Source organism: Duganella sp. LjRoot269, from assembly GCF_964254095.1.
Classification (GTDB): domain Bacteria; phylum Pseudomonadota; class Gammaproteobacteria; order Burkholderiales; family Burkholderiaceae_D; genus Rugamonas; species Rugamonas hordei.
Genome location: NZ_CAXUSL020000001.1, coordinates 5233785 through 5253227, shown reverse-complemented (window position 1 = coordinate 5253227; position 19443 = coordinate 5233785). Strand labels below are relative to the sequence as shown.

At 63.6% G+C, this 19443-nt stretch carries 21 protein-coding genes; 8 read left to right on the top strand and 13 right to left on the bottom strand.

Going from position 1 to position 19443, the window contains the following annotated elements; all coding sequences use genetic code 11:
- Nucleotides 1–95 precede the first annotated feature (95 nt).
- Complete coding sequence (locus tag ACSQ3S_RS23510) at nucleotides 96–611, top strand: chemotaxis protein CheW (RefSeq protein ID WP_436143943.1); 516 nt, start codon at nucleotides 96–98, stop codon at nucleotides 609–611.
- Here ACSQ3S_RS23510 and ACSQ3S_RS23505 read toward each other — a convergent pair.
- The 4 genes from ACSQ3S_RS23505 to ACSQ3S_RS23490 all read right to left on the bottom strand — a co-directional run bounded on the left by ACSQ3S_RS23505 (nucleotide 608) and on the right by ACSQ3S_RS23490 (nucleotide 5072).
- The gene (locus ACSQ3S_RS23505) at nucleotides 608–2581 is read right to left on the bottom strand and encodes an ATP-binding cassette domain-containing protein (RefSeq protein WP_436143942.1); all 1974 of its coding nucleotides are present in this window, start codon (nucleotides 2579–2581) and stop codon (nucleotides 608–610) included. The genes ACSQ3S_RS23510 and ACSQ3S_RS23505 overlap by 4 nt on opposite strands.
- A gap of 51 nt (nucleotides 2582–2632) precedes the next feature.
- A complete protein-coding gene (prmB, locus tag ACSQ3S_RS23500) occupies nucleotides 2633–3520 on the bottom strand; it encodes a 50S ribosomal protein L3 N(5)-glutamine methyltransferase (RefSeq protein ID WP_176651737.1) in 888 nt (295 codons plus the stop codon).
- 61 nt (nucleotides 3521–3581) lie between these two features.
- Complete coding sequence (dapE, locus tag ACSQ3S_RS23495) at nucleotides 3582–4715, bottom strand: succinyl-diaminopimelate desuccinylase (protein WP_436143941.1); 1134 nt, start codon at nucleotides 4713–4715, stop codon at nucleotides 3582–3584.
- A gap of 3 nt (nucleotides 4716–4718) precedes the next feature.
- On the bottom strand, nucleotides 4719–5072 hold the full coding sequence (locus ACSQ3S_RS23490) for an arsenate reductase (RefSeq protein WP_176651735.1): 354 nt from the start codon (nucleotides 5070–5072) through the stop codon (nucleotides 4719–4721).
- Nucleotides 5073–5305: 233 nt separating this feature from the next.
- Between ACSQ3S_RS23490 and ACSQ3S_RS23485 the strand changes: the two genes are divergently transcribed.
- Nucleotides 5306–5467, top strand: coding sequence for a hypothetical protein (locus ACSQ3S_RS23485; RefSeq protein WP_176651734.1), 162 nt, complete (start codon nucleotides 5306–5308; stop codon nucleotides 5465–5467).
- On the opposite strand, the gene ACSQ3S_RS23480 is transcribed toward ACSQ3S_RS23485, so the two are convergent.
- Genes ACSQ3S_RS23480 through dapC form a run of 3 tightly spaced genes read right to left on the bottom strand, consistent with a single transcriptional unit; the run spans nucleotide 5464 to nucleotide 8722 of the window.
- Entirely contained in the window at nucleotides 5464–6606 is a 1143-nt protein-coding gene (locus tag ACSQ3S_RS23480; RefSeq protein WP_176651733.1) for a PilT/PilU family type 4a pilus ATPase, read from the bottom strand. The two genes, ACSQ3S_RS23485 and ACSQ3S_RS23480, sit on opposite strands and share 4 nt — an antisense overlap.
- A gap of 59 nt (nucleotides 6607–6665) precedes the next feature.
- Nucleotides 6666–7493, bottom strand: coding sequence for a 2,3,4,5-tetrahydropyridine-2,6-dicarboxylate N-succinyltransferase (dapD, locus tag ACSQ3S_RS23475; RefSeq protein ID WP_176651732.1), 828 nt, complete (start codon nucleotides 7491–7493; stop codon nucleotides 6666–6668).
- A 14-nt stretch (nucleotides 7494–7507) separates the two neighbouring features.
- Nucleotides 7508–8722 carry a succinyldiaminopimelate transaminase gene (dapC, locus tag ACSQ3S_RS23470; RefSeq protein WP_176652130.1) on the bottom strand — a complete coding sequence of 405 codons (1215 nt, stop codon included), beginning with the start codon at nucleotides 8720–8722 and terminating at the stop codon, nucleotides 7508–7510.
- 142 nt (nucleotides 8723–8864) lie between these two features.
- Between dapC and ACSQ3S_RS23465 the strand changes: the two genes are divergently transcribed.
- Nucleotides 8865–10703, top strand: coding sequence for a DUF4153 domain-containing protein (locus ACSQ3S_RS23465; RefSeq protein WP_436143940.1), 1839 nt, complete (start codon nucleotides 8865–8867; stop codon nucleotides 10701–10703).
- 2 nt (nucleotides 10704–10705) lie between these two features.
- Here ACSQ3S_RS23465 and ACSQ3S_RS23460 read toward each other — a convergent pair whose 3' ends face one another.
- Nucleotides 10706–11077 (bottom strand): MerR family transcriptional regulator, encoded by a 372-nt coding sequence (locus ACSQ3S_RS23460; protein ID WP_436143939.1) that lies wholly within the window; start codon nucleotides 11075–11077, stop codon nucleotides 10706–10708.
- A 78-nt stretch (nucleotides 11078–11155) separates the two neighbouring features.
- Between ACSQ3S_RS23460 and ACSQ3S_RS23455 the strand changes: the two genes are divergently transcribed.
- Complete coding sequence (locus tag ACSQ3S_RS23455) at nucleotides 11156–11563, top strand: hypothetical protein (protein ID WP_176651730.1); 408 nt, start codon at nucleotides 11156–11158, stop codon at nucleotides 11561–11563.
- On the opposite strand, the gene ACSQ3S_RS23450 is transcribed toward ACSQ3S_RS23455, so the two are convergent.
- On the bottom strand, nucleotides 11493–12422 hold the full coding sequence (locus ACSQ3S_RS23450) for a LysR family transcriptional regulator (RefSeq protein WP_176651729.1): 930 nt from the start codon (nucleotides 12420–12422) through the stop codon (nucleotides 11493–11495). The two genes, ACSQ3S_RS23455 and ACSQ3S_RS23450, sit on opposite strands and share 71 nt — an antisense overlap.
- Nucleotides 12423–12515: 93 nt before the next feature.
- Between ACSQ3S_RS23450 and ACSQ3S_RS23445 the strand changes: the two genes are divergently transcribed.
- Nucleotides 12516–13682 (top strand): mandelate racemase/muconate lactonizing enzyme family protein, encoded by a 1167-nt coding sequence (locus ACSQ3S_RS23445; protein WP_436143938.1) that lies wholly within the window; start codon nucleotides 12516–12518, stop codon nucleotides 13680–13682.
- Here ACSQ3S_RS23445 and ACSQ3S_RS23440 read toward each other — a convergent pair whose 3' ends face one another.
- Entirely contained in the window at nucleotides 13683–14249 is a 567-nt protein-coding gene (locus ACSQ3S_RS23440; RefSeq protein ID WP_176651727.1) for an isochorismatase family protein, read from the bottom strand.
- A 65-nt stretch (nucleotides 14250–14314) separates the two neighbouring features.
- On the opposite strand from ACSQ3S_RS23440, the gene ACSQ3S_RS23435 reads away from it, so the two are divergent.
- Nucleotides 14315–14926: a TetR/AcrR family transcriptional regulator gene (locus ACSQ3S_RS23435; RefSeq protein ID WP_436143937.1), complete on the top strand. Its 612-nt coding sequence runs from the start codon at nucleotides 14315–14317 to the stop codon at nucleotides 14924–14926.
- A gap of 11 nt (nucleotides 14927–14937) precedes the next feature.
- Here the strand turns inward: ACSQ3S_RS23435 and ACSQ3S_RS23430 are convergent, their stop codons facing one another.
- Nucleotides 14938–15927 (bottom strand): dipeptidase, encoded by a 990-nt coding sequence (locus tag ACSQ3S_RS23430; protein ID WP_436143936.1) that lies wholly within the window; start codon nucleotides 15925–15927, stop codon nucleotides 14938–14940.
- 109 nt (nucleotides 15928–16036) lie between these two features.
- Between ACSQ3S_RS23430 and ACSQ3S_RS23425 the strand changes: the two genes are divergently transcribed.
- Nucleotides 16037–17287: a DEAD/DEAH box helicase gene (locus ACSQ3S_RS23425; RefSeq protein WP_436143935.1), complete on the top strand. Its 1251-nt coding sequence runs from the start codon at nucleotides 16037–16039 to the stop codon at nucleotides 17285–17287.
- A gap of 12 nt (nucleotides 17288–17299) precedes the next feature.
- Here the strand turns inward: ACSQ3S_RS23425 and ACSQ3S_RS23420 are convergent, their stop codons facing one another.
- Nucleotides 17300–18289 carry a GlxA family transcriptional regulator gene (locus ACSQ3S_RS23420; protein ID WP_436143934.1) on the bottom strand — a complete coding sequence of 330 codons (990 nt, stop codon included), beginning with the start codon at nucleotides 18287–18289 and terminating at the stop codon, nucleotides 17300–17302.
- Nucleotides 18290–18397: 108 nt separating this feature from the next.
- Between ACSQ3S_RS23420 and ACSQ3S_RS23415 the strand changes: the two genes are divergently transcribed.
- Nucleotides 18398–19018, top strand: coding sequence for a cysteine hydrolase family protein (locus tag ACSQ3S_RS23415; protein WP_436143933.1), 621 nt, complete (start codon nucleotides 18398–18400; stop codon nucleotides 19016–19018).
- On the opposite strand, the gene ACSQ3S_RS23410 is transcribed toward ACSQ3S_RS23415, so the two are convergent.
- The gene (locus ACSQ3S_RS23410; protein ID WP_176651721.1) at nucleotides 19015–19365 is read right to left on the bottom strand and encodes a translation initiation factor Sui1; all 351 of its coding nucleotides are present in this window, start codon (nucleotides 19363–19365) and stop codon (nucleotides 19015–19017) included. The two genes, ACSQ3S_RS23415 and ACSQ3S_RS23410, sit on opposite strands and share 4 nt — an antisense overlap.
- Nucleotides 19366–19443 lie beyond the last annotated feature (78 nt).

Sequence of the window (19443 nt, the reverse complement as noted above, 5' to 3'; positions counted from 1 at the left end):
CCCGGTGATTGTTGATAAGGGTCAACGCTGGGCAAAGGGGGCGAAGGTAGGATGGCACATGCCTGTTACCGCACGTCCTGGACGAAAGGATCATCATGCCGTCATCGAAAAACCAATGCGCCAGCGCGGATTTCGCCACCAACGCCGTCAGCAGCACCGGCCTGTGCGCGCCAGGCCAGTATCTGGTGTTCCGGCTCGGCGGTCTCGATTATGCGCTGGACTTCGGCAAGGTGCAGGAGCTGCGGCCGTTGAAGGCATTGGAGCGCTTCTCGTCGGAAGGCGAGATCGTTGAAGGGGTGGCGGTGTCGCGCGGTGTCATCATGCCGATCGTCGACATGCGTATCGCCTTCGGGCCGAGGCCGCCGCAGCACGATCCGCTGACGGACGTGATCATCCTCAAGCTGACCAGTTGCGTGATGGGGATGGTGGTGGATGGCGTGACCGACATCGTCTCGCTGTCGCTGGGGCAGATCCAGCCGATACCCGGTGCCGGCGCGGTGGATTACCTGCTCGGCATCGGGGAGGTGGACGGACGCCGTTTGATCGTGGTCGACATCGATAAGCTGATGTCGATCCGAAAGGTGCAATTCGGCGCCCGTCAGGCAGCTTAAGCCAGTGCTTCCAGCTGTTCCTGCAATTCCAGCCATTCCGCTTCCAGCTGGCCCAGGTCCTTGGCGAAGAAGGACTGGTCGGCCAGCAGCTGCTTCAGCTTGGCCTTGTTGGCCGCTTCGTAGATGGAAGACTCGCCCAGTTGGGCATCCACGTCGGCTTTCTGCGCGCTGCGCTTGGCGATCTGATCGTCCAGGCGCTTGATCTTCTGCTCCAGCGGCTTGCGCAGCGTGGCCAGGCGCTGGCGGTCTTCCGCCTGCTGGCGCTTCTGGTCCTTGCTGACCGCGACCGGCGCCGCGACGGTCGGCGGCGCGACCGGCGAAGTCACCGGGAAATCGGTCTTGTTGGCCTTGCCCGCAGCCGGCAGCACGTCGGTGCCTTTCCCCAGCTTGGTCTTGAACAGCCAATCCTTGTAGTCATCCAGATCGCCGTCGAACGGCTGCAGCTTGCCGTCGGCGACGATGATGAACTCGTCGGTGGTGGCGCGCAGCAAGTGGCGATCGTGGGACACGACGACCAGCGTGCCCTCGAACTGCGCCAGCGCCTCGGTCAGCGCCTCGCGGGTTTCCAGGTCCAGGTGATTGGTCGGTTCATCGAGCAGCAGCAGGTTGGGGCGCTGCCAAACGATCAACGCCAGCGCCAGGCGGGCCTTCTCGCCGCCGGAGAACGGCGCGATCGAGCTGGTGACCATGGTGCCGGGGAAGTTGAAGCCGCCGAGGAAGTTGCGCAGCTCCTGCTCGCGCACGGTCGGGGCGATCTTCGCCAGGTGCCACAGCGGCGATTCGTCGTGACGCAGCATCTCCACCTGGTGCTGGGCGAAGTAGCCGATGTTCAGGCCCTTGCCCATGGTGGCGTCGCCGGTCAGCGGCGACAGTTCGCCGGCGATGGTCTTGATCAGCGTCGATTTGCCGGCGCCGTTCACACCCAGCAGGCCGATACGCTGGCCGATCTGCAGCGAGAACTTGATTTTGTTGACGATGGTCTTGTGAGTGATTTCGCCGGTCGCGTCGTCTTCGATCTTGTAGCCGGCGTCGACGTTCTCCATCACCAGCAGCGGATTAGGAGCGCTGAGCGGCTCGCGGAATTCAAACGAGAATTCGGCCGCGGCGCGCAGCGGCGCCAGCTCTTCCATCTTGGCCAGCGCCTTCATGCGGCTCTGCGCCTGGCGGGCCTTGGAGGCCTGCGCCTTGAAGCGGTTGACGAACGATTCCAGGTGGGCGCGCTTGCGCTGCTGCTTTTCCAGCGCGCCGGCGGCCAGGATCATCTGCGCCGCGCGCTGACGTTCGAAGGACGAGTAGTTGCCCGAGTAGCGTTTCAGCTTGCGCTCGTCGATGTGCACCACCACGTTCACCACTTCATCGAGGAAGTCGCGATCGTGGGAAATGATCAGCAGCGTGCCGGCATAGCGTTTCAGCCAGTCTTCCAGCCAGATGATCGCGTCCAGGTCCAGGTGGTTGGTCGGTTCATCGAGCAGCAGCAGGTCGGAAGGGCACATCAGCGCCTGCGCCAGGTTCAGGCGCATGCGCCAGCCGCCGGAGAAGCTGGCGACGGGTTGCTGCATCTGGTCGATCGAGAAGCCAAGGCCCAGCAGCAGCTGTTCGCCGCGCGACTGCACGGTGTAGGCGTCGGCGTCGGCCAGCGCGCTGTAGATCTCGCCGATGGCGATGCCGTTCTCGGACGATTCGGGCTCCGCTTCCAGGCGCGCCAGTTCCGCTTCCAGCTTGCGCAGCGTGACGTCGCCGTCGATGGCGTAGTCGAGCGCCGCGCGGTCGAGCGGCGGGGTTTCCTGCGCTACGTAAGCGACGCGCCACTTGGCCGGGAAATCGATCTCGCCCTGGTCCGGGTGCAGCTCGCCGCGCATCATCGCGAACAGGCTGGATTTGCCGGCGCCGTTGGCGCCGATCAGGCCGATCTTGTCGCCGGGGTTGAGAGTGACATCGACCTGTTCCAGCAGCGGCTTAATACCGCGCATCAGGCTTACTTGAATAAAGCGAATCATTTGTTCTTGTTCTTTACAGAGGGGTTACAGCTTCAGCTGGTCGGCGGTCAGCAGGAAGACCATGTCGTCGCCATTGCTGGTGGTGAGCCAGGTCAGGCCCAGTTCACCGAAGGCGGCTTCGGCATATTCGCGCTCGTTGCCGATTTCGACGATCAGGATGCCGTCGTCGGTCAGGCGTTCGGCGGCGCCGGCGACGATCTTGCGCACCAGGTCCATGCCGTCCTTGCCGCCGTCGAGCGCCATTTCAGGCTCGGCGCGGTATTCCATCGGCAGCTTGCTCATCGACGCCGAGTTCACATACGGCGGGTTGGTGATGATCAGGTCGTACTTCTTGTCCGGCACGTTGGCGTACAGGTCGGACTGGATCAGCGTCAAACGGTCTTCCAGCTTGTAGGTGGCGACGTTCTTCTTCGCCACTTCCAGCGCGTCGGCCGACAGGTCGACCGCGTCGACATGGGCGTCGGGGAAGGCGTCGGCCAGCATGATGGCCAGGCAGCCGGAACCCGTGCACAGCTCCAGGATGTTGCCGACGTTTTCAGGCTCGTTGACCCACGGCGCGAAGTATTCCGGGATCAGCTCCGCGATGAAGGAGCGCGGCACGATGGTGCGCTCGTCGACGTAGAAGTTGTAAGTCCCCAGCCACGCCTCGTTGGTGATGTAGGCGGCCGGCACGCGTTCGTTGGTGCGGCGGTCGATCACGGCCAGGATGGACGCGACTTCCTCGGGCAGCAGGGTGGCGTCCAGGAACGGATCCAGGCGGTCCAGCGGCAGCTTGAGCGTGTGCAGGATCAGGTAGGCCGCTTCGTCGAAGGCTTCGACACTGCCGTGGCCGAAGAACAGCTTGGCGGTGTTGAAGCGGGTGACGGCGTAGCGCAACAGGTCGCGCGGCGTGGTGAAAGGAGTCGTGTTCATGGCTATCTCGGTAAAACAGTAATCGGTGTGCGCACGCCGCGCCGCTGGACCGCCGCCGGGCTTAGGCCAGCAGGTTTTCCAGCGTTCGGCGATAGATATTCTTCAGCGGATCGACAAAACGCAGCTCGATATGCTCGTCGATCTTGTGGATACTTGCGTTGGGAGGCCCGAATTCTATCACTTGAGGGCAGATCTGAGCGATAAAGCGCCCATCCGAGGTGCCGCCGGTGGTGGAAAGTTCGGTATCGACGCCGGTTTCGGACTTGATCGCGGCCGACAGCGCATCGCTCAACGTGCCGCGCGGCGTCAGGAACGGCAGGCCGCTCAGCGCCCATTTCAGGTCGTAGTGCAGGTTGTGCTTGTCCAGGATGGCGTGCACGCGCTTCTTCAAGCCCTCGTGGGTGCTGGCGGTCGAGAAGCGGAAGTTGAAGTCGATGATCATCTCGCCGGGGATGACGTTGTTCGCGCCGGTGCCGCCGTTAATGTTCGACATCTGCCAGGAAGTCGGCAGGTAGTACTCGTTGCCTTCGTCCCAGCGTTCGGCCACCAGCTCGGCCAGCGCGGGCGCGGCCAGGTGGATCGGGTTCTTGGCCAGCTGTGGATAGGCGATGTGGCCTTGCACGCCCTTGATCGTCAATTTGCCGGACAGCGAGCCGCGGCGGCCGTTCTTGATCATGTCGCCCAGGGTTTCGTCCGAGGTCGGCTCGCCGACGATGCAGTAGTCCAGCGTTTCGCCGCGTTCCTTGAGCATATTGCAGACGATGACTGTGCCGTCGGTGGCCGGGCCTTCTTCATCGCTGGTGATCAGGAAGGCGATCGAGCCCTTGTGGTCGGCGTGCGCGGCGATGAACTCTTCGCAGGCGACGACGAAGGCGGCGATCGAGGTCTTCATGTCGGCGGCGCCGCGGCCATACAGCTTGCCGTCGCGGTGGGTCGGATTGAAAGGCTCCGAGCGCCATTGGTCGACCGGGCCGGTAGGCACCACGTCGGTGTGGCCGGCGAATACCAGCACCGGCGAGGTCGTGCCTTTGCGCGCCCACAGGTTGGTCACGCCGTTCGATTCGATGGTTTCGCAGGCGAAGCCCAGCGGCGACAGCAAATCGATCAGGTGCTGCTGGCAGCCTTTATCGTCCGGGGTGACAGAGGAGAGGGCGATCAGCTTTTCGGTCAGCGCCAGGGTCTTGGAAGGAGTCATTGTTCAGAGGTCGAAGATTTGTTTGTACTGGGCGTCGGAGAAGGAAACGGCGAAGGTGCCGTCCTTGTCCAGCACCGGGCGCTTGATCACGGACGGATTTTCCAGCATCAGCGCGATGGCCGATTCGTCATCGACGATGGAAGCCTTGCGCTCGTCGGACAGCGCGCGCCAGGTCGTGCCTTTTTTATTGACCAGCACATCGCGCGACAGGTGCTGGAGCCAGCCGGCGACGATCTCGCGCGTCAGGCCCTGTTTTTTAAAATCGTGGAACACAAAATCCTGCTGCGCGCCGGCCAGCCAGACGCGGGCCTTTTTGACGGTGTCGCAGTTCGGGATGCCATAGAGGGTGGTAGTCATGTGCTTGAATTCGGATGAAGACGGCGGAAGGCCGACAGAATACCATGTCTGCGTCCCGAAATCCCGCCGGCAGCCCCATAACGGCCTCCAGCTATGTCGATTTGATATCTCTGCTGATCGAAATGGCATTGGTGGCTGCCGTCTCCATTGCCTACTATGGATTGGGCGGCTTGATCCTTGCAAGGGACTGATGGCAGCCTTACAAGACATTTACCATGATCAGGAGCCGCAGGATGGAATTGCAGAAGAAACCGACCAAGGAACAGATCCGTAACTACCTGGGCGAGCGACAGGCGCAACACTGCCCGCCGCCGTCCACTGTCGATATCCGCCGGCAGCTGGGTTGGGGATTGGTACAAACAGTGGAGGAGGAGCGGCGCGAGATTCCTGGCTAGGTATTTAACGTGAACTCGGTGAACGAGGCTTCGTCCGGCGAGGCCTTGGTTTCCGGCTCGGCCTGGGCGTTCTTGCTGTCCGGGCCATTATTGAGGAGCCACAGCAGGTTGGTGGCGGAATCGGCGTTGGCCAAGGCCTCGTCCTGGCTGATCAAGCCGTCCTGCACCAGCTTCAATAACGCCAGCTCGAACGATTGCGAGCCGGGCGACATGCTCTTCTCCATCGCTTCCTTGATCTGGCCGATTTCGCCTTTTTCGATCAGGTCCGAGATGTAGCGGGTGTTGACCATGATTTCCACCGCAGCCGTGCGGGTGCCGCCGTTGATCGAGCGGACCAGCCGCTGCGACACGATGGCCTTGACCGTCGACGACAGATCCTGCAGCAGCGCGGCGCGGTTCTCGATCGGATAGAAACTGATGATACGGTTTAGCGCGTTGTAGCTGTTGTTGGCGTGCAGGGTCGCCAGCACCAGGTGGCCCGACTGTGCGTAGGCCAGCGCCGCCGCCATGGTTTCCTTGTCGCGGATCTCTCCGATCAGGATGCAGTCCGGCGCCTGGCGCATCGAGTTGCGCAGCGCGGTGTAGAAGTCCTTGGCGTCGCTGCCGATCTCGCGCTGGTTGACGATGGATTTCTTGTTCTTGAACAGATACTCGATCGGGTCTTCCAGCGTCAGGATATGGCCGGAGCGCAGTTCGTTGCGGTGGTCCAGCATCGAGGCGATGGTGGTCGACTTGCCGGAGCCTGTCGAGCCGACCAGCAGCAGCAGGCCGCGCTTTTCCATGATCAGGTCCGCCAGCACCGGCGGCAGCTGCAGGTCGGTCAGCGCGGGGATGGTGGCCGGCACGAAGCGGAACACGGCGGAGATGGTGCCGCGCTGCTTGAACGCCGACAGGCGGAAGCGGCCCATGTTCGGCACCGATACGCCCATGTTCAGCTCATTGGTCGTGGCCAGTTCTTCCATCTGCTCGGGCGAGGCGATTTCCGCCAGCAGCGAGTGGATGTTTTCCGGTTCGAGCTTTTGCTGGTTGATGGGGATCAAGTTGCCGTTGATTTTGATGTGTACCGGCGAATTCACCGCGAAGAACATGTCCGACGCGTTTTTTTCCTTCATCAGCTGGAACAGGCGATCCATGGCCATGGCACTCTCCTCAAAATCAAAAAAAACGGGGACTGCGGCCAGTCCCCGGTTCCCGCCGCTTAGATACCGCGCAGCAGTTCGTTGATGCCGGTCTTGGCGCGGGTCTTGGCATCCACGCGCTTGACGATGACCGCGCAGTACAGCGAGTACTTGCCGTCTTCCGAAGGCAGGTTGCCCGACACGACCACCGAACCGGCAGGCACGCGGCCGTAGGTTACTTCGCCGGTGGCGCGGTCGTAGATCTTGGTCGACTGGCCGATGTACACGCCCATCGAGATCACCGAGTTTTCTTCGACGATGACGCCTTCGACGATCTCCGAACGGGCGCCGATGAAGCAGTTGTCTTCGATGATGGTCGGATTGGCCTGCATCGGTTCCAGCACGCCGCCGATGCCGACGCCGCCCGACAGGTGGACGTTCTTGCCGATCTGCGCGCACGAACCGACGGTGGCCCAGGTATCGACCATCGCGCCTTCATCGACGTAGGCGCCGATGTTGACGTAGGAAGGCATCAGCACCACGTTCTTGGCGATGAAGGAGCCGCGGCGCGCGACCGCAGGCGGCACCACGCGGAAGCCGCCCTTGGCGAAATCTTCGGCGGTATAGTTGGCGAACTTGGTCGGTACCTTGTCGTAGAACTGCATGGTGCCGTCGGAAGGCATCTGCACGTTGTTCTCCAGGCGGAACGACAGCAGCACGGCTTTCTTGACCCACTGGTTCACAACCCAGTCGCCGCTGGTTTTTTCGGCCACGCGGATGCTGCCGGCATCCAGACCCGCGATCACGTGCGAAACCGCGTCACGCAGTTCGGCGGTGCCGTTGCCCGGGTTGATGTTGGCGCGGTCTTCCCATGCCTGGTCGATGATGTTCTGAAGTTGTTGGCTCATGATGTTCGATCTATTTATTTGTTAAGGGACTTGCAGAATTGGACGATGCGCTGCGCAGCTTCCAGGCCTTCTTCCGTCTCGGCGACCAGCGCCATGCGGATGCGGTTGCGGCCCGGATTGGCGCCGTGGGCGTCGCGCGCCAGATAGCTGCCCGGCAGTACCGTGACATTATATTCGGCGTAGAGGCGCTGGGCGAATTCAGTGTCCGACAGGCCGGTCTGGCTGACGTCGGCCCACAGGTAGAAGCCGGCGTCCGGCAGTTCCACTTGCAGCACCTCTTGCAGCAACGGCGTGATGGCGTTGAATTTGGCGCGGTATTTTTCGCGGTTCTGTTCGACGTGGGTTTCGTCGTTCCAGGCCGCGATCGAGGCAGCTTGCACGGAAGGGCTCATGGCTCCGCCGTGATAGGTGCGGTACAACAGGAATTTTTTCAGGACGTCGGCGTCGCCGGCCACGAAGCCCGAGCGCATGCCCGGCACGTTGGAACGCTTCGACAGGCTGCTGAACACCACCAGGCGCGCGTAAGGCTTCTCGACCGTGGACAGGCCCAGCGTGTGGGCCGCTTCCATCGCGCCCAGCGGGGCCTGGTCGCCGTGGTAGATCTCGGAGTAGCACTCGTCGGCGGCGATGACGAAGTTGTAGCGCTCGGACAGGGCGAACAGGTTCTCCCAGTCGGTCAGCGTCAGCACGGCGCCGGTCGGATTGCCCGGGGAGCACAGGAACAGCAGCGATACGCGTTCCCACACCGAGGCCGGGATGCTGTCGTAGTCGCAGCCGAAATTGCGGGCTGGGTCGGAATTGACGAAATACGGCTCGGCGCCGGCCAGATAGGCCGCGCCTTCATAAATCTGGTAAAACGGATTCGGGCTGATCACCAGCGACTTGGCCGCCGGGTCGATCACGGTCTGGGCCAGCGCGAACAAGGCCTCGCGCGAGCCGTTCACCGGCAGCACCTGGGTGGCCGGATCCAGCTTGGGGATGCCGTAGCGGCGTTCCAGCCAGCCGGCGATGGCGCCGCGCAGCGCGTCCGAGCCGATGGTGGTCGGATAGCTGGCCAGGCCGTCGACATTGTCGATCAGCGCCTGCTGGATGAATTTCGGCGTAGGATGCTTCGGTTCGCCCATGCCAAGGCTGATCGCCTTGTGTCGCGGACTGGCGGTGACCTGCGCGAACAACAGGCGCAGTTTTTCGAACGGATAGGGTTGCAGCTTGTCGAGATGTGGATTCACGTGGCGGACCGGAGGCGGATCGTTGGAAAAAATGACGGTATAGCCTGTCATTATAGCGCCTCGGCCCGGGGAAGGGCAGGTAGTGGACAATGTCAAATTATCAAAGTAACCTGATTGATAATTGAGCCTATATAGAGTAAGGATGACCATGCAACCATCGGACGTGGACAAGGACGAACTGGCGCCGGGCGTGAGCCGGCGGGTGATGGCCGCGCGGCTGGCGACCGGCCTGGTGCAGGGCCTGCTGCTGTATTGGCTGTACAACGCCAGCAAGAGCGTGCTGTGGCCCGCCACGGCGCCCTACGTGATGGTGCCGTTGACGCTGCTGGCCCTGATCCTGCCGGTGCTGCTGATCTCCAGCCTGGGCCATCTGGCGCCCCGCAAGGCGGGAGCATGGCTGCTGGCGGCGCTGGCCGTGCTGCTGGTGATGTCGCTGCACGACGCCTGGCGCGGGCAGTATGCCCGTCCCTTCCTCGGCAACCTGGATGGCAAGGCGGTGTATTCGCCGTCGGAGATACTGGTGTTTTTCAGCGTGGTGTTCTTCTTCATCGCGCACGCGCTGGTGCTGTCCGGCGTGCAGGATCGCCGGCGCGTGGCGAGCTACAGCACCTATTTCGAGACCGCGTGGAAGCTCGGCATCCAGCTGATGTTCTCGGTGTTCTTCGTCGGCGCGATGTTCATGGTGCTGTCCATGGGGGCGGAACTGTTCATGCTGGTCAAGCTCGATTTCCTGCGCAAGCTGCTGCGGGAATCGTGGTTCGTGGTGCCGGTGGCTTGCTCGGCCTTCTCCTGTGCGATGCACATCACCGACGTGAAGCCTGCCATCGTGCGTGGCATCCGCAGCCTGGTACTGGTGCTGATGTCGTGGATTTTGCCGGTGGCCGTGATGATGGTGGCCGGCTTCCTTTGCAGCCTGCCCTTTACCGGGTTGACCGCGTTGTGGGAGACCCGTCATGCCACCTCGGTGCTGCTGGCCGCAGCCGCAGTTCTGGTGGCGCTGATCAACGCGGCGTTCCAGAACGGCGACGCCACCGTGCCCCTGCCGTTGCGGGTGAGCGCGCGCACGGCGGCGATCCTGATCTTGCCCATCACGCTGATCGGCATTTACGCGCTGGGCCTGCGCGTGGGGCAATACGGCTGGACCTCGGACCGCGTGATCGCCGCCGCCTGCCTGCTGGTGGCGTCGTGCTACGCGGTCGGCTACGCCTGGGCGGCCTACAAGTACGATACCTGGCTGCAGCCGATCGCCACGGTCAACGTCATCGCGGCATTCCTGGTGCTGGCCGTGCTGCTGGCGCTCTTCACGCCGGTTGCCGATCCGGCGCGCATCGCCGTCAACAGCCAGATGGCGCGGCTGGCGAAGGGCAAGACCAAGGCCGGCGAATTCGATTTCCGCTACCTGCGGTTTGAAGGCGGGCGTTATGGCCAGGCCGCGCTGGAAGAGCTGAAGCAGCGCACCACCGGGCCGGATGCCGAGCTGCTGCAGCGCGAGGCCGCGGCGGCGCTGGCCCTGGAGCAGAAAGATCGCTGGCGCAAGCCGGAACGCTTTACCGCGCCGGTCTCGATTGCCGACAATCTGAAAGTCTGGCCGGCCGGGGCGCAATTGCCGGCCAGCTTCCTGGAGCAGAAATGGGATGCCGTGGCGGACAATGAAAAGCCGGATTGCCTGACCAGGAAGGAAGGCAAATGCGATGCGTTCATCGTCGACGTGGACGGCGATGGCAAGCCGGAAATCCTGGTGGTGGAGTTGCAGCCCTCATATAGCGACGGCGTGCTGTTTTCTGAAAGCGCCGACGGCAAATGGGGCGTGATCGCGACCATGGCGCCTCACGATCCGAGCTGCAAATCGCTGATGGACAAGTTAAGGCAGGGCGAATTCAAGATCGCCGAGCCGCGCCTGCGGGAATTGGACATAGGCGGACGCCGGGTGGCCTTTGTGCCGAAGTTTTCCATGAAGGACGCCTGCGAGTCGATCAAGTAGCATCAAGCAGCCGGCGCGGCCTGCAGCGGACAGTCCTGCATGTTCTCGCCAAGGCGGCGCGCCAGTTCGCCGCGCAGCGCGTGCAGGCCCTCGATGCGCTGGTCGATGTCCTCCAGCTTGCGCTCCAGCGCCGCCCGCAGCTGGGGCGCGGAGGCTTCCGGCTCTGCCAGCAGCGGCAGGTCGGCCTCGATTTCGGCCAGGCTGAAGCCCAGCGTCTGCGCCAGGCGGATATAGCGCAGCCAGTCCACCGCCTCGGGCGGATAGTCGCGATAGCCGTTGGCGCTGCGCCGTGCGCGCAGCAGGCCGCGCTTCTCGTAAAAGCGCAAAGTGTCGCGGCTCAGCCCTGTGGCGCTGGCGATTTCCCCGATTTGCATGCTCCGGCTCCAAATATCGTTTGACCCTGGAGTGTACTCCAGGCTTTAGCATGGCGGTACCTTATCACAGGAGCCACCATGCTTGCAGCGACCACCTTCCGCAAAATCGTCCTCGGCAGCGCCATCTACGACCTGGTCGTGACGGCGCCGTTTGCCACGCCGTGGAGTTTCGCCTATGCCCACGCCCAGCTGGACGACATCAACCGGCAGCTGGGCGGCGCGGCGCTGCCCGCGTTCGCGCCGTTCCACGTGCTGTTCGCCTGCCTGCTGGGCAGCGTAGTGCTGGTGTGGGCGCTGCTGCGCATCACCGATCCGCAGCAGCGCTTCGGGCGTTTCGACGGCGTTGCGCGGCTGCTGTTCTCCACCTGGATGATCTGGACGCTGACCGTCACCGGCGCGCCGCTGCTTTGGCTGTTTATCGTGCCGGAGATGGCTTTTTGCGTGGCGCAGTGGCTGCCGGTACGCTCTCCGCCAGGAAGTCGATGAAGGCGCGCACGCGGGCCGGCTGTTGCTGGCGGCTCGGATAGTAGGCGTACAGGTCGGCCGGGGGGAGGGTATAGTCGCCCAGCACCACCTGCAGGCGGCCGCTGTCGAGGTACTTGGCCGCGTCCCACTCGGAACGCAGCAGGATGCCGTGGCCGTCCAGGGCCCAGCCCAGCACCACGTCGCCGTCGTTGCTGGACAGGCCGCCGTGCACCTTGACCGTTTCGGCCTTGCGGCCTTTCTCCAGCTTCCACGTGCTGTGGGTGTCGTTGTTCTGGCGGTGCAGGATGCAGCGGTGCTGCAGCAGATCCTGCGGCAGGCGCGGCACGCCGTGGCGCTTCAGGTAGGCCGGCGAGGCGCACAGGAAGCGCTGGTTCGACATGATCTTGCGCGCGCCCAGCCGCGTATCCGGCAGCTCGCCGAAGCGGATGCCGAGATCGTAGGCGTCTTCCACCAGGTTGATGGCGCGGTCGGTCAGCTGCAGCTGCACCTCCACATCCGGATAACGGCGCGCGAAGGCGGAAACCAGCGGCGCGATGGTCGTGCGGCCGAATCCCAGCGTGGCGTTCACGCGCAGCAGTCCCTTGGGCGCGGCGCGGCTGCTCGATACCGATTCCTCCATGTCGCGGATGTCGCCCAGGATGCGCGCCGCCTGCGACAGATAGGTCTCGCCTTCGCTGGTCAGGCTGACGCGCCGCGTGGTGCGGTTCAGCAGTCGCACGCCGAGGCGCTGCTCCATCAGCATCAGGCGCTTGGTGACCGCGGGCGGCGTGATGCCCAGCTCGCGCGCGGTGGCGGCCAGGCTGCCCAGCTTCGCCAGCAGCACGAAGAAGGACAATTCGGAGACGATGTCATTATTCACTTGAAGTATATAAAGGAATTAATATCGGTGAATTATACGACTGTATTTCAAGAGTAAGCTTGGGTTCATTCTTAGCCCACCGGAGACAGCAGCATGAAAATCGTCGAAATTCGCGAAAAGACCATTCCGATCAGTTCCCCTATCCGCAACGCCTACATCGACTTCAGCAAAATGACGCTAAGCCTGGTGGCCGTGATCACGGACGTGATCCGCGACGGCAAGCCTGTGGTGGGTTACGGTTTCAACTCGAACGGCCGCTATGGCCAGGGCATGCTGATGCGCGAACGCTTCATCCCGCGCATCCTGGACGCCGATCCGGTCTCGCTGATGAACGACGCCGGCACCAACCTCGATCCGCACAAGGTGTGGGACTGCATGTACACCAACGAAAAGCCCGGTGGCCATGGCGAACGCTCGGTCGCCATCGGCACCATCGACATGGCGATCTGGGATGCGGCGGCCAAGATCGAAGGCAAGCCGCTGTTCCAGTTGCTGGCGGACCGCTACGGCAACGGCACGCCGGACAAGAAGATCTTCGTCTACGCCGCCGGCGGCTACTACTATCCCGGCCAGAGTCACGACGCGCTGAAGGATGAAATGCGCAGCTATATCGACCGCGGCTACACGGTGGTGAAGAAAAAGATCGGCGGCGCCTCGCTGGACGAGGATTTGCGCCGCATCGACTCCATCCTCAGCGTGCTGGGCGACGGCCAGAAGCTGGCGGTGGACGCCAACGGCCGTTTCGATCTGGACACCGCCATCGCCTACGCCAAGGCGCTGTCGAAGTACGATCTGTTCTGGTACGAGGAGGCGGGCGATCCGCTGGACTTCGAGCTGCAGGCCACGCTACGCAACTACTACGACAAGCCGATGGCCACCGGCGAGAACCTGTTCTCGATGCAGGACGCGCGCAACCTGATCCGCTACGGCGGCATGCGCGCCGACCGCGACTGGCTGCAGTTCGACTGCGCGCTGAGCTACGGCCTGGTCGAGTACCTGCGCACGCTGGACATGCTGCACGAGCATGGCTGGTCGCGCAAGCGCTGCATCCCGCATGGCGGCCACCAGATGTCGCTGAATATCGCGGCCGGCCTGGGCCTGGGCGGCAACGAGTCGTATCCGGACCTGTTTCAGCCGTTCGGCGGCTTCCCGGACGGCGTGAAGGTCGACAACGGCTATATCACGATGCCGGACCTGATCGGCATCGGTTTCGAAGGCAAGGCCAACCTGTACGCCGAAATGAAGGCGCTCAGCGCCTGATCACAGCGCCGCCAGTACCTCGGCCGTACTTCGTACATGGCCGAGGATGGGGAATATGCCTTGCACCGAAAATTGGTGCATCTCCGCTTTGATGCTGGACATCGCGTCGTGCGCGAACACCAGCGCATAGCCCTGATCGGACGCCGCGCGCGCCGTCGATTCGACGCCGAAGTTGGTGGCGATGCCGCCCATGATGATGGTGCGGATGCCACGGCGGCGCAATTGCAGATCCAGATCCGTTCCATGAAACGCACCCCATTGGCGTTTGGCGATCACGATGTCTCCCAGTTGCGCGCCGGCCTGCGCCACCAGTTCCGAGGCTTCCGGTGGCAACGGCGGGGCGTTTGGATCGCGGGCCACCGAGATATCGGCCGGCAGGCGCAGTAGCTCGTTCACCAGCACCCGCACGTACACCACCGTGCCGCCCTTGGCGCGCAGCGCTTCCGCCAGCCTGGCGCTATTTTCCACTACTACCTGAGATGAATGCGGCGCCAGTTCGCGGCCGACGTTGCTGTTTTGCAGATCGATCAACACCAGCGCGGTGCTGGATGGGTGTATGGTCAACATGGTATTACTCCTAATGTGAGGATGCCCTCAGATAATTATAAATCGAATTCGGATATAATGTGAGGATGTCCTCAGATATTGAAAAAACCTCAAGGCGCAAGCCGCAGCAACTGCGCGGCGAGCAGCGCATGGCCGCCATGCTGGATGCCGCGGCTGGCGTCTTTGCCGAATCGGGGTTCGACGCCGCCACCATGACGGCCATCGCCGCGCGTTCCGGCTCGTCCATCGGCGCGCTGTACCAGTATTTTCCGAACAAGCTGACACTGGCGCGTGCGCTGCGGGAACGCTACGGTGACGAGATGTCGCGACGCTGGACCGGCCTGGTGGCCGATGCGGCGCAATTGAGTATCGTGGCGCTAGTGGATCGCATCTTTGATTTGATGATCGGCTTTTTCGACGAGCACCCTGCCTATTTCACGCTGTTGAACGCCACGCTGGGCTATCAGCGCGATGCCGGAGCGCGCCAGCGCCTGCGGGCTAAACTGGGCGCCGTGTTAAGGGAGAAGAAGCCCGAACTGGACGAGGCGGAGGCGCTGCGACTGGCGAACGTGTCGCTGCAGATCGTCAAGGGGCTCAATCCTCTTTACGAACAGGCCAGCCCCGCCGAACGGCGGGAACTGGTGGCCGAATTCAAGCTGGCGCTGGCCAGCTACCTGAAGGTCCGGTTGCACAGATAGCCGCAGCAACATCAGGCGGCTTTTTGCAGGGCCAGCGGCCGGCTCCACACCTGCTGCGCCACGCGCATCATGTTGCGGCCCATGACCAGCTCCGCCTCGGTGTCGGTCATGCCCACCTTGCGCAGCGCGGCGGCCAGCTGGCGCCAGACTTCCGGCGGCGTGAAGGTCGGCGGCCGGTCCGCGCTATAGCCGGCGGAGGCCGGCCACCAGTGGCCGGGATCGAAGTCGCCGGGCGGCGTGTCGTCCAGGGCCGGCTGCTGGAAGCAGATGTCGAGGCCGATGCCGGCGTGCGATACGCCGACCAGGTCGGCGATGTAGGCGGCATGGCGCGCCACGTCGTCGGCGCCGGGATTTTCCTTGCCGAGGAACCAGGACAGGCCCGATACGCACACCACGCCGCCGGTGGCGGCGCAGGCGCGGATTTGCTCGTCGGTGACGTTGCGGCCGTGCTCCACCAGCGTGTAGGGATTGGCGTGGCTGAAGATCACCGGCTGCGTGGAGGCGGCCATGATCTCAAGGCTGCACAGCCGGCCCGTGTGCGAGCAATCCATCAGGATGCCGGCATCGTTCACCGCCGCCACCATGCTGTGGCCCAGCGGCGTCAGGCCGCGCGGCACGTCGTGGCAGCCGCCTGCGACGCTGTTGTTGCGGTTGTAGGCGAAGTGAATCTGGCGCACGCCCAGCCGCGCGTAGAGCGCCACCATGTCAGGCTGGTCCAGCAGCGGCATCGAACCCTCGAGGTCGAACGTGATGGCGATGCGGCCATCGGCAGCGGCCTGGATGATGTCGTCCACGGTGGAGACCAGCACATAGCGGTCCGGGTCCGATTCGATGGTGGCGCGGTAGCCGGCGATCACCGACATCACCTGGGAAATGGGATTCATGTCGGCGCCGACGTTGAGCGAAACGTAGTTCACCCCGGCGGCATGCAGGCGCCGGACCGGCGTGAAATCGGCCTGCGGGTGTTGCGGCAGGCAGGCGTGGGCGTCCCAATTGATCATGTCATTTTTCTTTATCAAAAAAGCTATGTTCCCACGAATGGCTGTCCAGGGCAAATCCCGTTCGGTGCATGCTTTATACTGTCGGCAAATTCACACTATTAAGGCCGACATGTCTTTTTCTTCGCTGGGCCTTGCTCCCTCACTGATCAACGCCGTGACCGAAATCGGTTACCAGGAGCCGACCGCCATCCAGAGCGCCGCCATTCCCGCCATTTTGCGCGGAGAGGATGTGCTGGGCGCGGCGCAGACCGGCTCCGGCAAGACGGCCGCCTTCGCGCTGCCGCTGCTGCAATCGCTGCTGGATAACCGCAACGGCGCGCGCCAGCTGCATGGCCTGATCCTGGTGCCGACGCGCGAACTGGCGGCGCAGGTGGGCGAGTCGATCCGCAAGCTGGTGGCCCATCTGCCGATGCAGGTCAAGGTGTCCATCGTATTTGGCGGCGTGTCGATCAATCCGCAGATGATGGCCCTGCGCGGCGGCGCCGATATCGTGATCGCCACGCCGGGACGGCTGCTGGACTTGATCGACCACAACGCGCTGAAGATTTCGCGCACCGCGATACTGGTGCTGGACGAGGCGGACCGCCTGCTGGACCTGGGCTTCAGCGAAGAACTCAACCGCATCCTCGAGCTGCTGCCCAAGCAGCGCCAGAACCTGTTCTTCTCGGCGACCTTCCCGCCGGAGGTGCAGGCGCTGGCGGATGGCATGCTGCACCAGCCTGCGCGCATCGAGGTACTGTCTGAGCCGGTCAGCAAGCCGGACATCGCGCAGCGCGCGATCATGGTCGACGTGCCGCGCCGGACCATGCTGCTCAAGCACCTGATCCAGGAGCACAAGTGGAGCAGGGTGCTGGTGTTCGTGGCGACCAAGTATGCGGCCGAGCATGTGGCCGATAAGCTGAACCGCAACGGCATCCGCGCCGGCGCCTTCCATGGAGAGTTCAGCCAGGGGGCGCGCACCGAGGTGCTGGGCGACTTCAAGGCCAGCCGCCTGCAGGTGCTGGTGTCGACCGACATCGCCGCGCGCGGCATCGATATCGCCCGTTTGCCGGCGGTGGTCAATTATGATTTGCCGCGTTCGGCGGTCGACTACACGCACCGCATCGGCCGCACCGGCCGGGCCGGCGAGAGCGGCGTGGCGATCAGCTTCGTCAGCGCGGAGACGGAGCAGCATTTCCGCCTGATCGAGAAGCGCCAGGACATGCAGCTGCCGCGCGAGCAGATCGCCGGCTTTGAAGCGGTGGAGACGCTGCCGTCGGCGCCGGCCAATTCAGTCACCGATACCGTCAACGGCGGCATCAAGGGCAAGCGCAAGAGCAAGAAGGACAAGCTGCGCGAAGCGGCTGCAACCGGAAAATAAGGCGCCGCGCCGTCAATCCGGCGCGGCGGACCGGTACAGCTTGCGGTACTCCGACGGCGAGGTCCGCAGCGCGGCGCGGAAATGCTGTCGCAGCGACAGCGCCGATCCAAATCCAGCCTGCTGCGCCACCATCTCGATCGATACCTCGGTGCCCTCCAGCAGATGCTGCGCGTGCGTCAGCCGCTGATTGAGCAGCCATTGCTTGAACGAGGTGCCGGTAGCGTTGCGGAAGTGGCGGGTGAAATTCCGGCGGCTCATCAGCGCGCGTTCGGCCAGCGCGTCGATGCTGTGGTTTTGCGTCAAATCCTCGCCGACCCAGCCCAGCACCTGCGCGAAGCGGTCGTCGCTGCCGGTCACCGGCAGTGGGCGCTCAATGAACTGCGCCTGTCCTCCCTGCCGGTGCGGCGCGACCACCAGTTGCCGGGCCACGCGGTTGGCGACCTCCGCGCCGCACAGCTGGCGCAGCAGGTGCAGGCAGCAATCAAGCCCCGCCGCGACGCCGGCCGAGGTGACCACTTTCCCTTCATCGACATACAGGACTTCGCGGTCTACCTTGACCTTCGGATAGCGGGTGGACATCGTGTCGGCGCAGGCCCAGTGCGTGGTGGCGGTGCGGCCGTCGAGCAGGCCGGCTTCGGCGAGTGGAAATGCGCCTATGCAGAGCCCCACCACTTGCGCTCCGCGCTGATGCGCGCGCCGCAGCGCTTGCAACAGCGTAGGTGGCGCAGGTCGGCAGTCGGCATGCCAGGACGGCATGATGACGATGTCGGCGCGGCCAAGCGCCGCCAGGCTGTGGGTGGCGACGATGTCGAAGCCGGCGGTGGTGCTCAGCGATGTTGCTGGATCTTCCGCGCACACTTTGACGTCGAAGGTGGCGCTGTCGCAGTCGGCGCGCTGGGCGCCGAATACCTGGCACGGTACCGACAAATGAAAAGGGTTGATGCCGTCGAAGGCGATGACGGCGATGCGGTATTTCTGGATGGGAGATGCGCGCGTAGACATGGCCTGATTATATCGTATGGTGGCCTTCGGGCCACTTTTGGATAACGGCACGGCGACGGACAATATCCATCACCGGGCGCTTACGCCTTCATCCCACAGGAGAAAACCATGACCGCAACCCCACGCCGTGCCCTGATCGTCATCGACGTACAAAATGAGTACTTCACCGGCCAGATGAAGATTGAATATCCGCCGGTGGAGACCTCGTTGCCGAATATCGGCCGTGCCATGGATGCCGCGCGCGAGGCCGGCATCCCCGTGGTGGTGGTGCAGCATGATGCGCCGGAGGCCTCGCCGATATTTGCCCTGGGGTCGGACGGCTGGCAGCTGCACGCGCTGGTCGCGCAGCGGGCGGCCGACCATCGCATCAACAAAAAGATGGCCAGCGTGTTTGTCGGGACCGACCTGGCCGAGTGGCTGGCGGCGAACGCCATCGACACGTTGACCATCGTCGGCTACATGACGCACAACTGCAATGCTTCGACCATCTACGAGGCGATGCACCGCGGTTTGCAAGTAGAGGTACTGCAGGATGCCACCGGCGCGCTGCCGTATGAAAACGCCGCCGGCAAGGTCAGCGCGGAAGAGATCCACCGCGTTTTCAACACGGTATTCCATTCCAACTTTGGCGCGGTGGCGAGCACCGAAGAATGGCAGTCTGCTGTACGCGATGGCCGCAAGCTCGAGCGCGACAACATCTACCTGTCGAACCAGCGGACCCGCCGCTAACCGCCCGTGCGCTTGGGCTGGTGGCCCTGTTTCTTCAGGGCTTCCATCACCAGGTCGCAGTGGTCGCCCTGGATTTCGACGACGCCGTCCTTGACGGTGCCGCCGGAACCGCAGGCGCTGCGCAGCTGCTTGCCCAGCAGGGCGAGGGCGGTCGCGTCGAGCGCCAGGCCTTTCACCAGCGTGACGGTTTTGCCGCCACGCCCCTTCGACTCGCGCGAGACCTTCACCACGCCATCGCCGACAGGCTTGGTCTTGGCTGCGGCCTTGCAGCCGCAATCTGCGACCGGCAGGCCGCAGTCAGGGCACATGCGGCCGGTTTCGGTGGAATAGACGAGGCGTGTTTTCATATTGAGGCGAGATTCTAGCAGAAGCAAATCCGGGGTCAGATCTGACATTCGGACACGGCCTCTACCGTGGATGTCGTT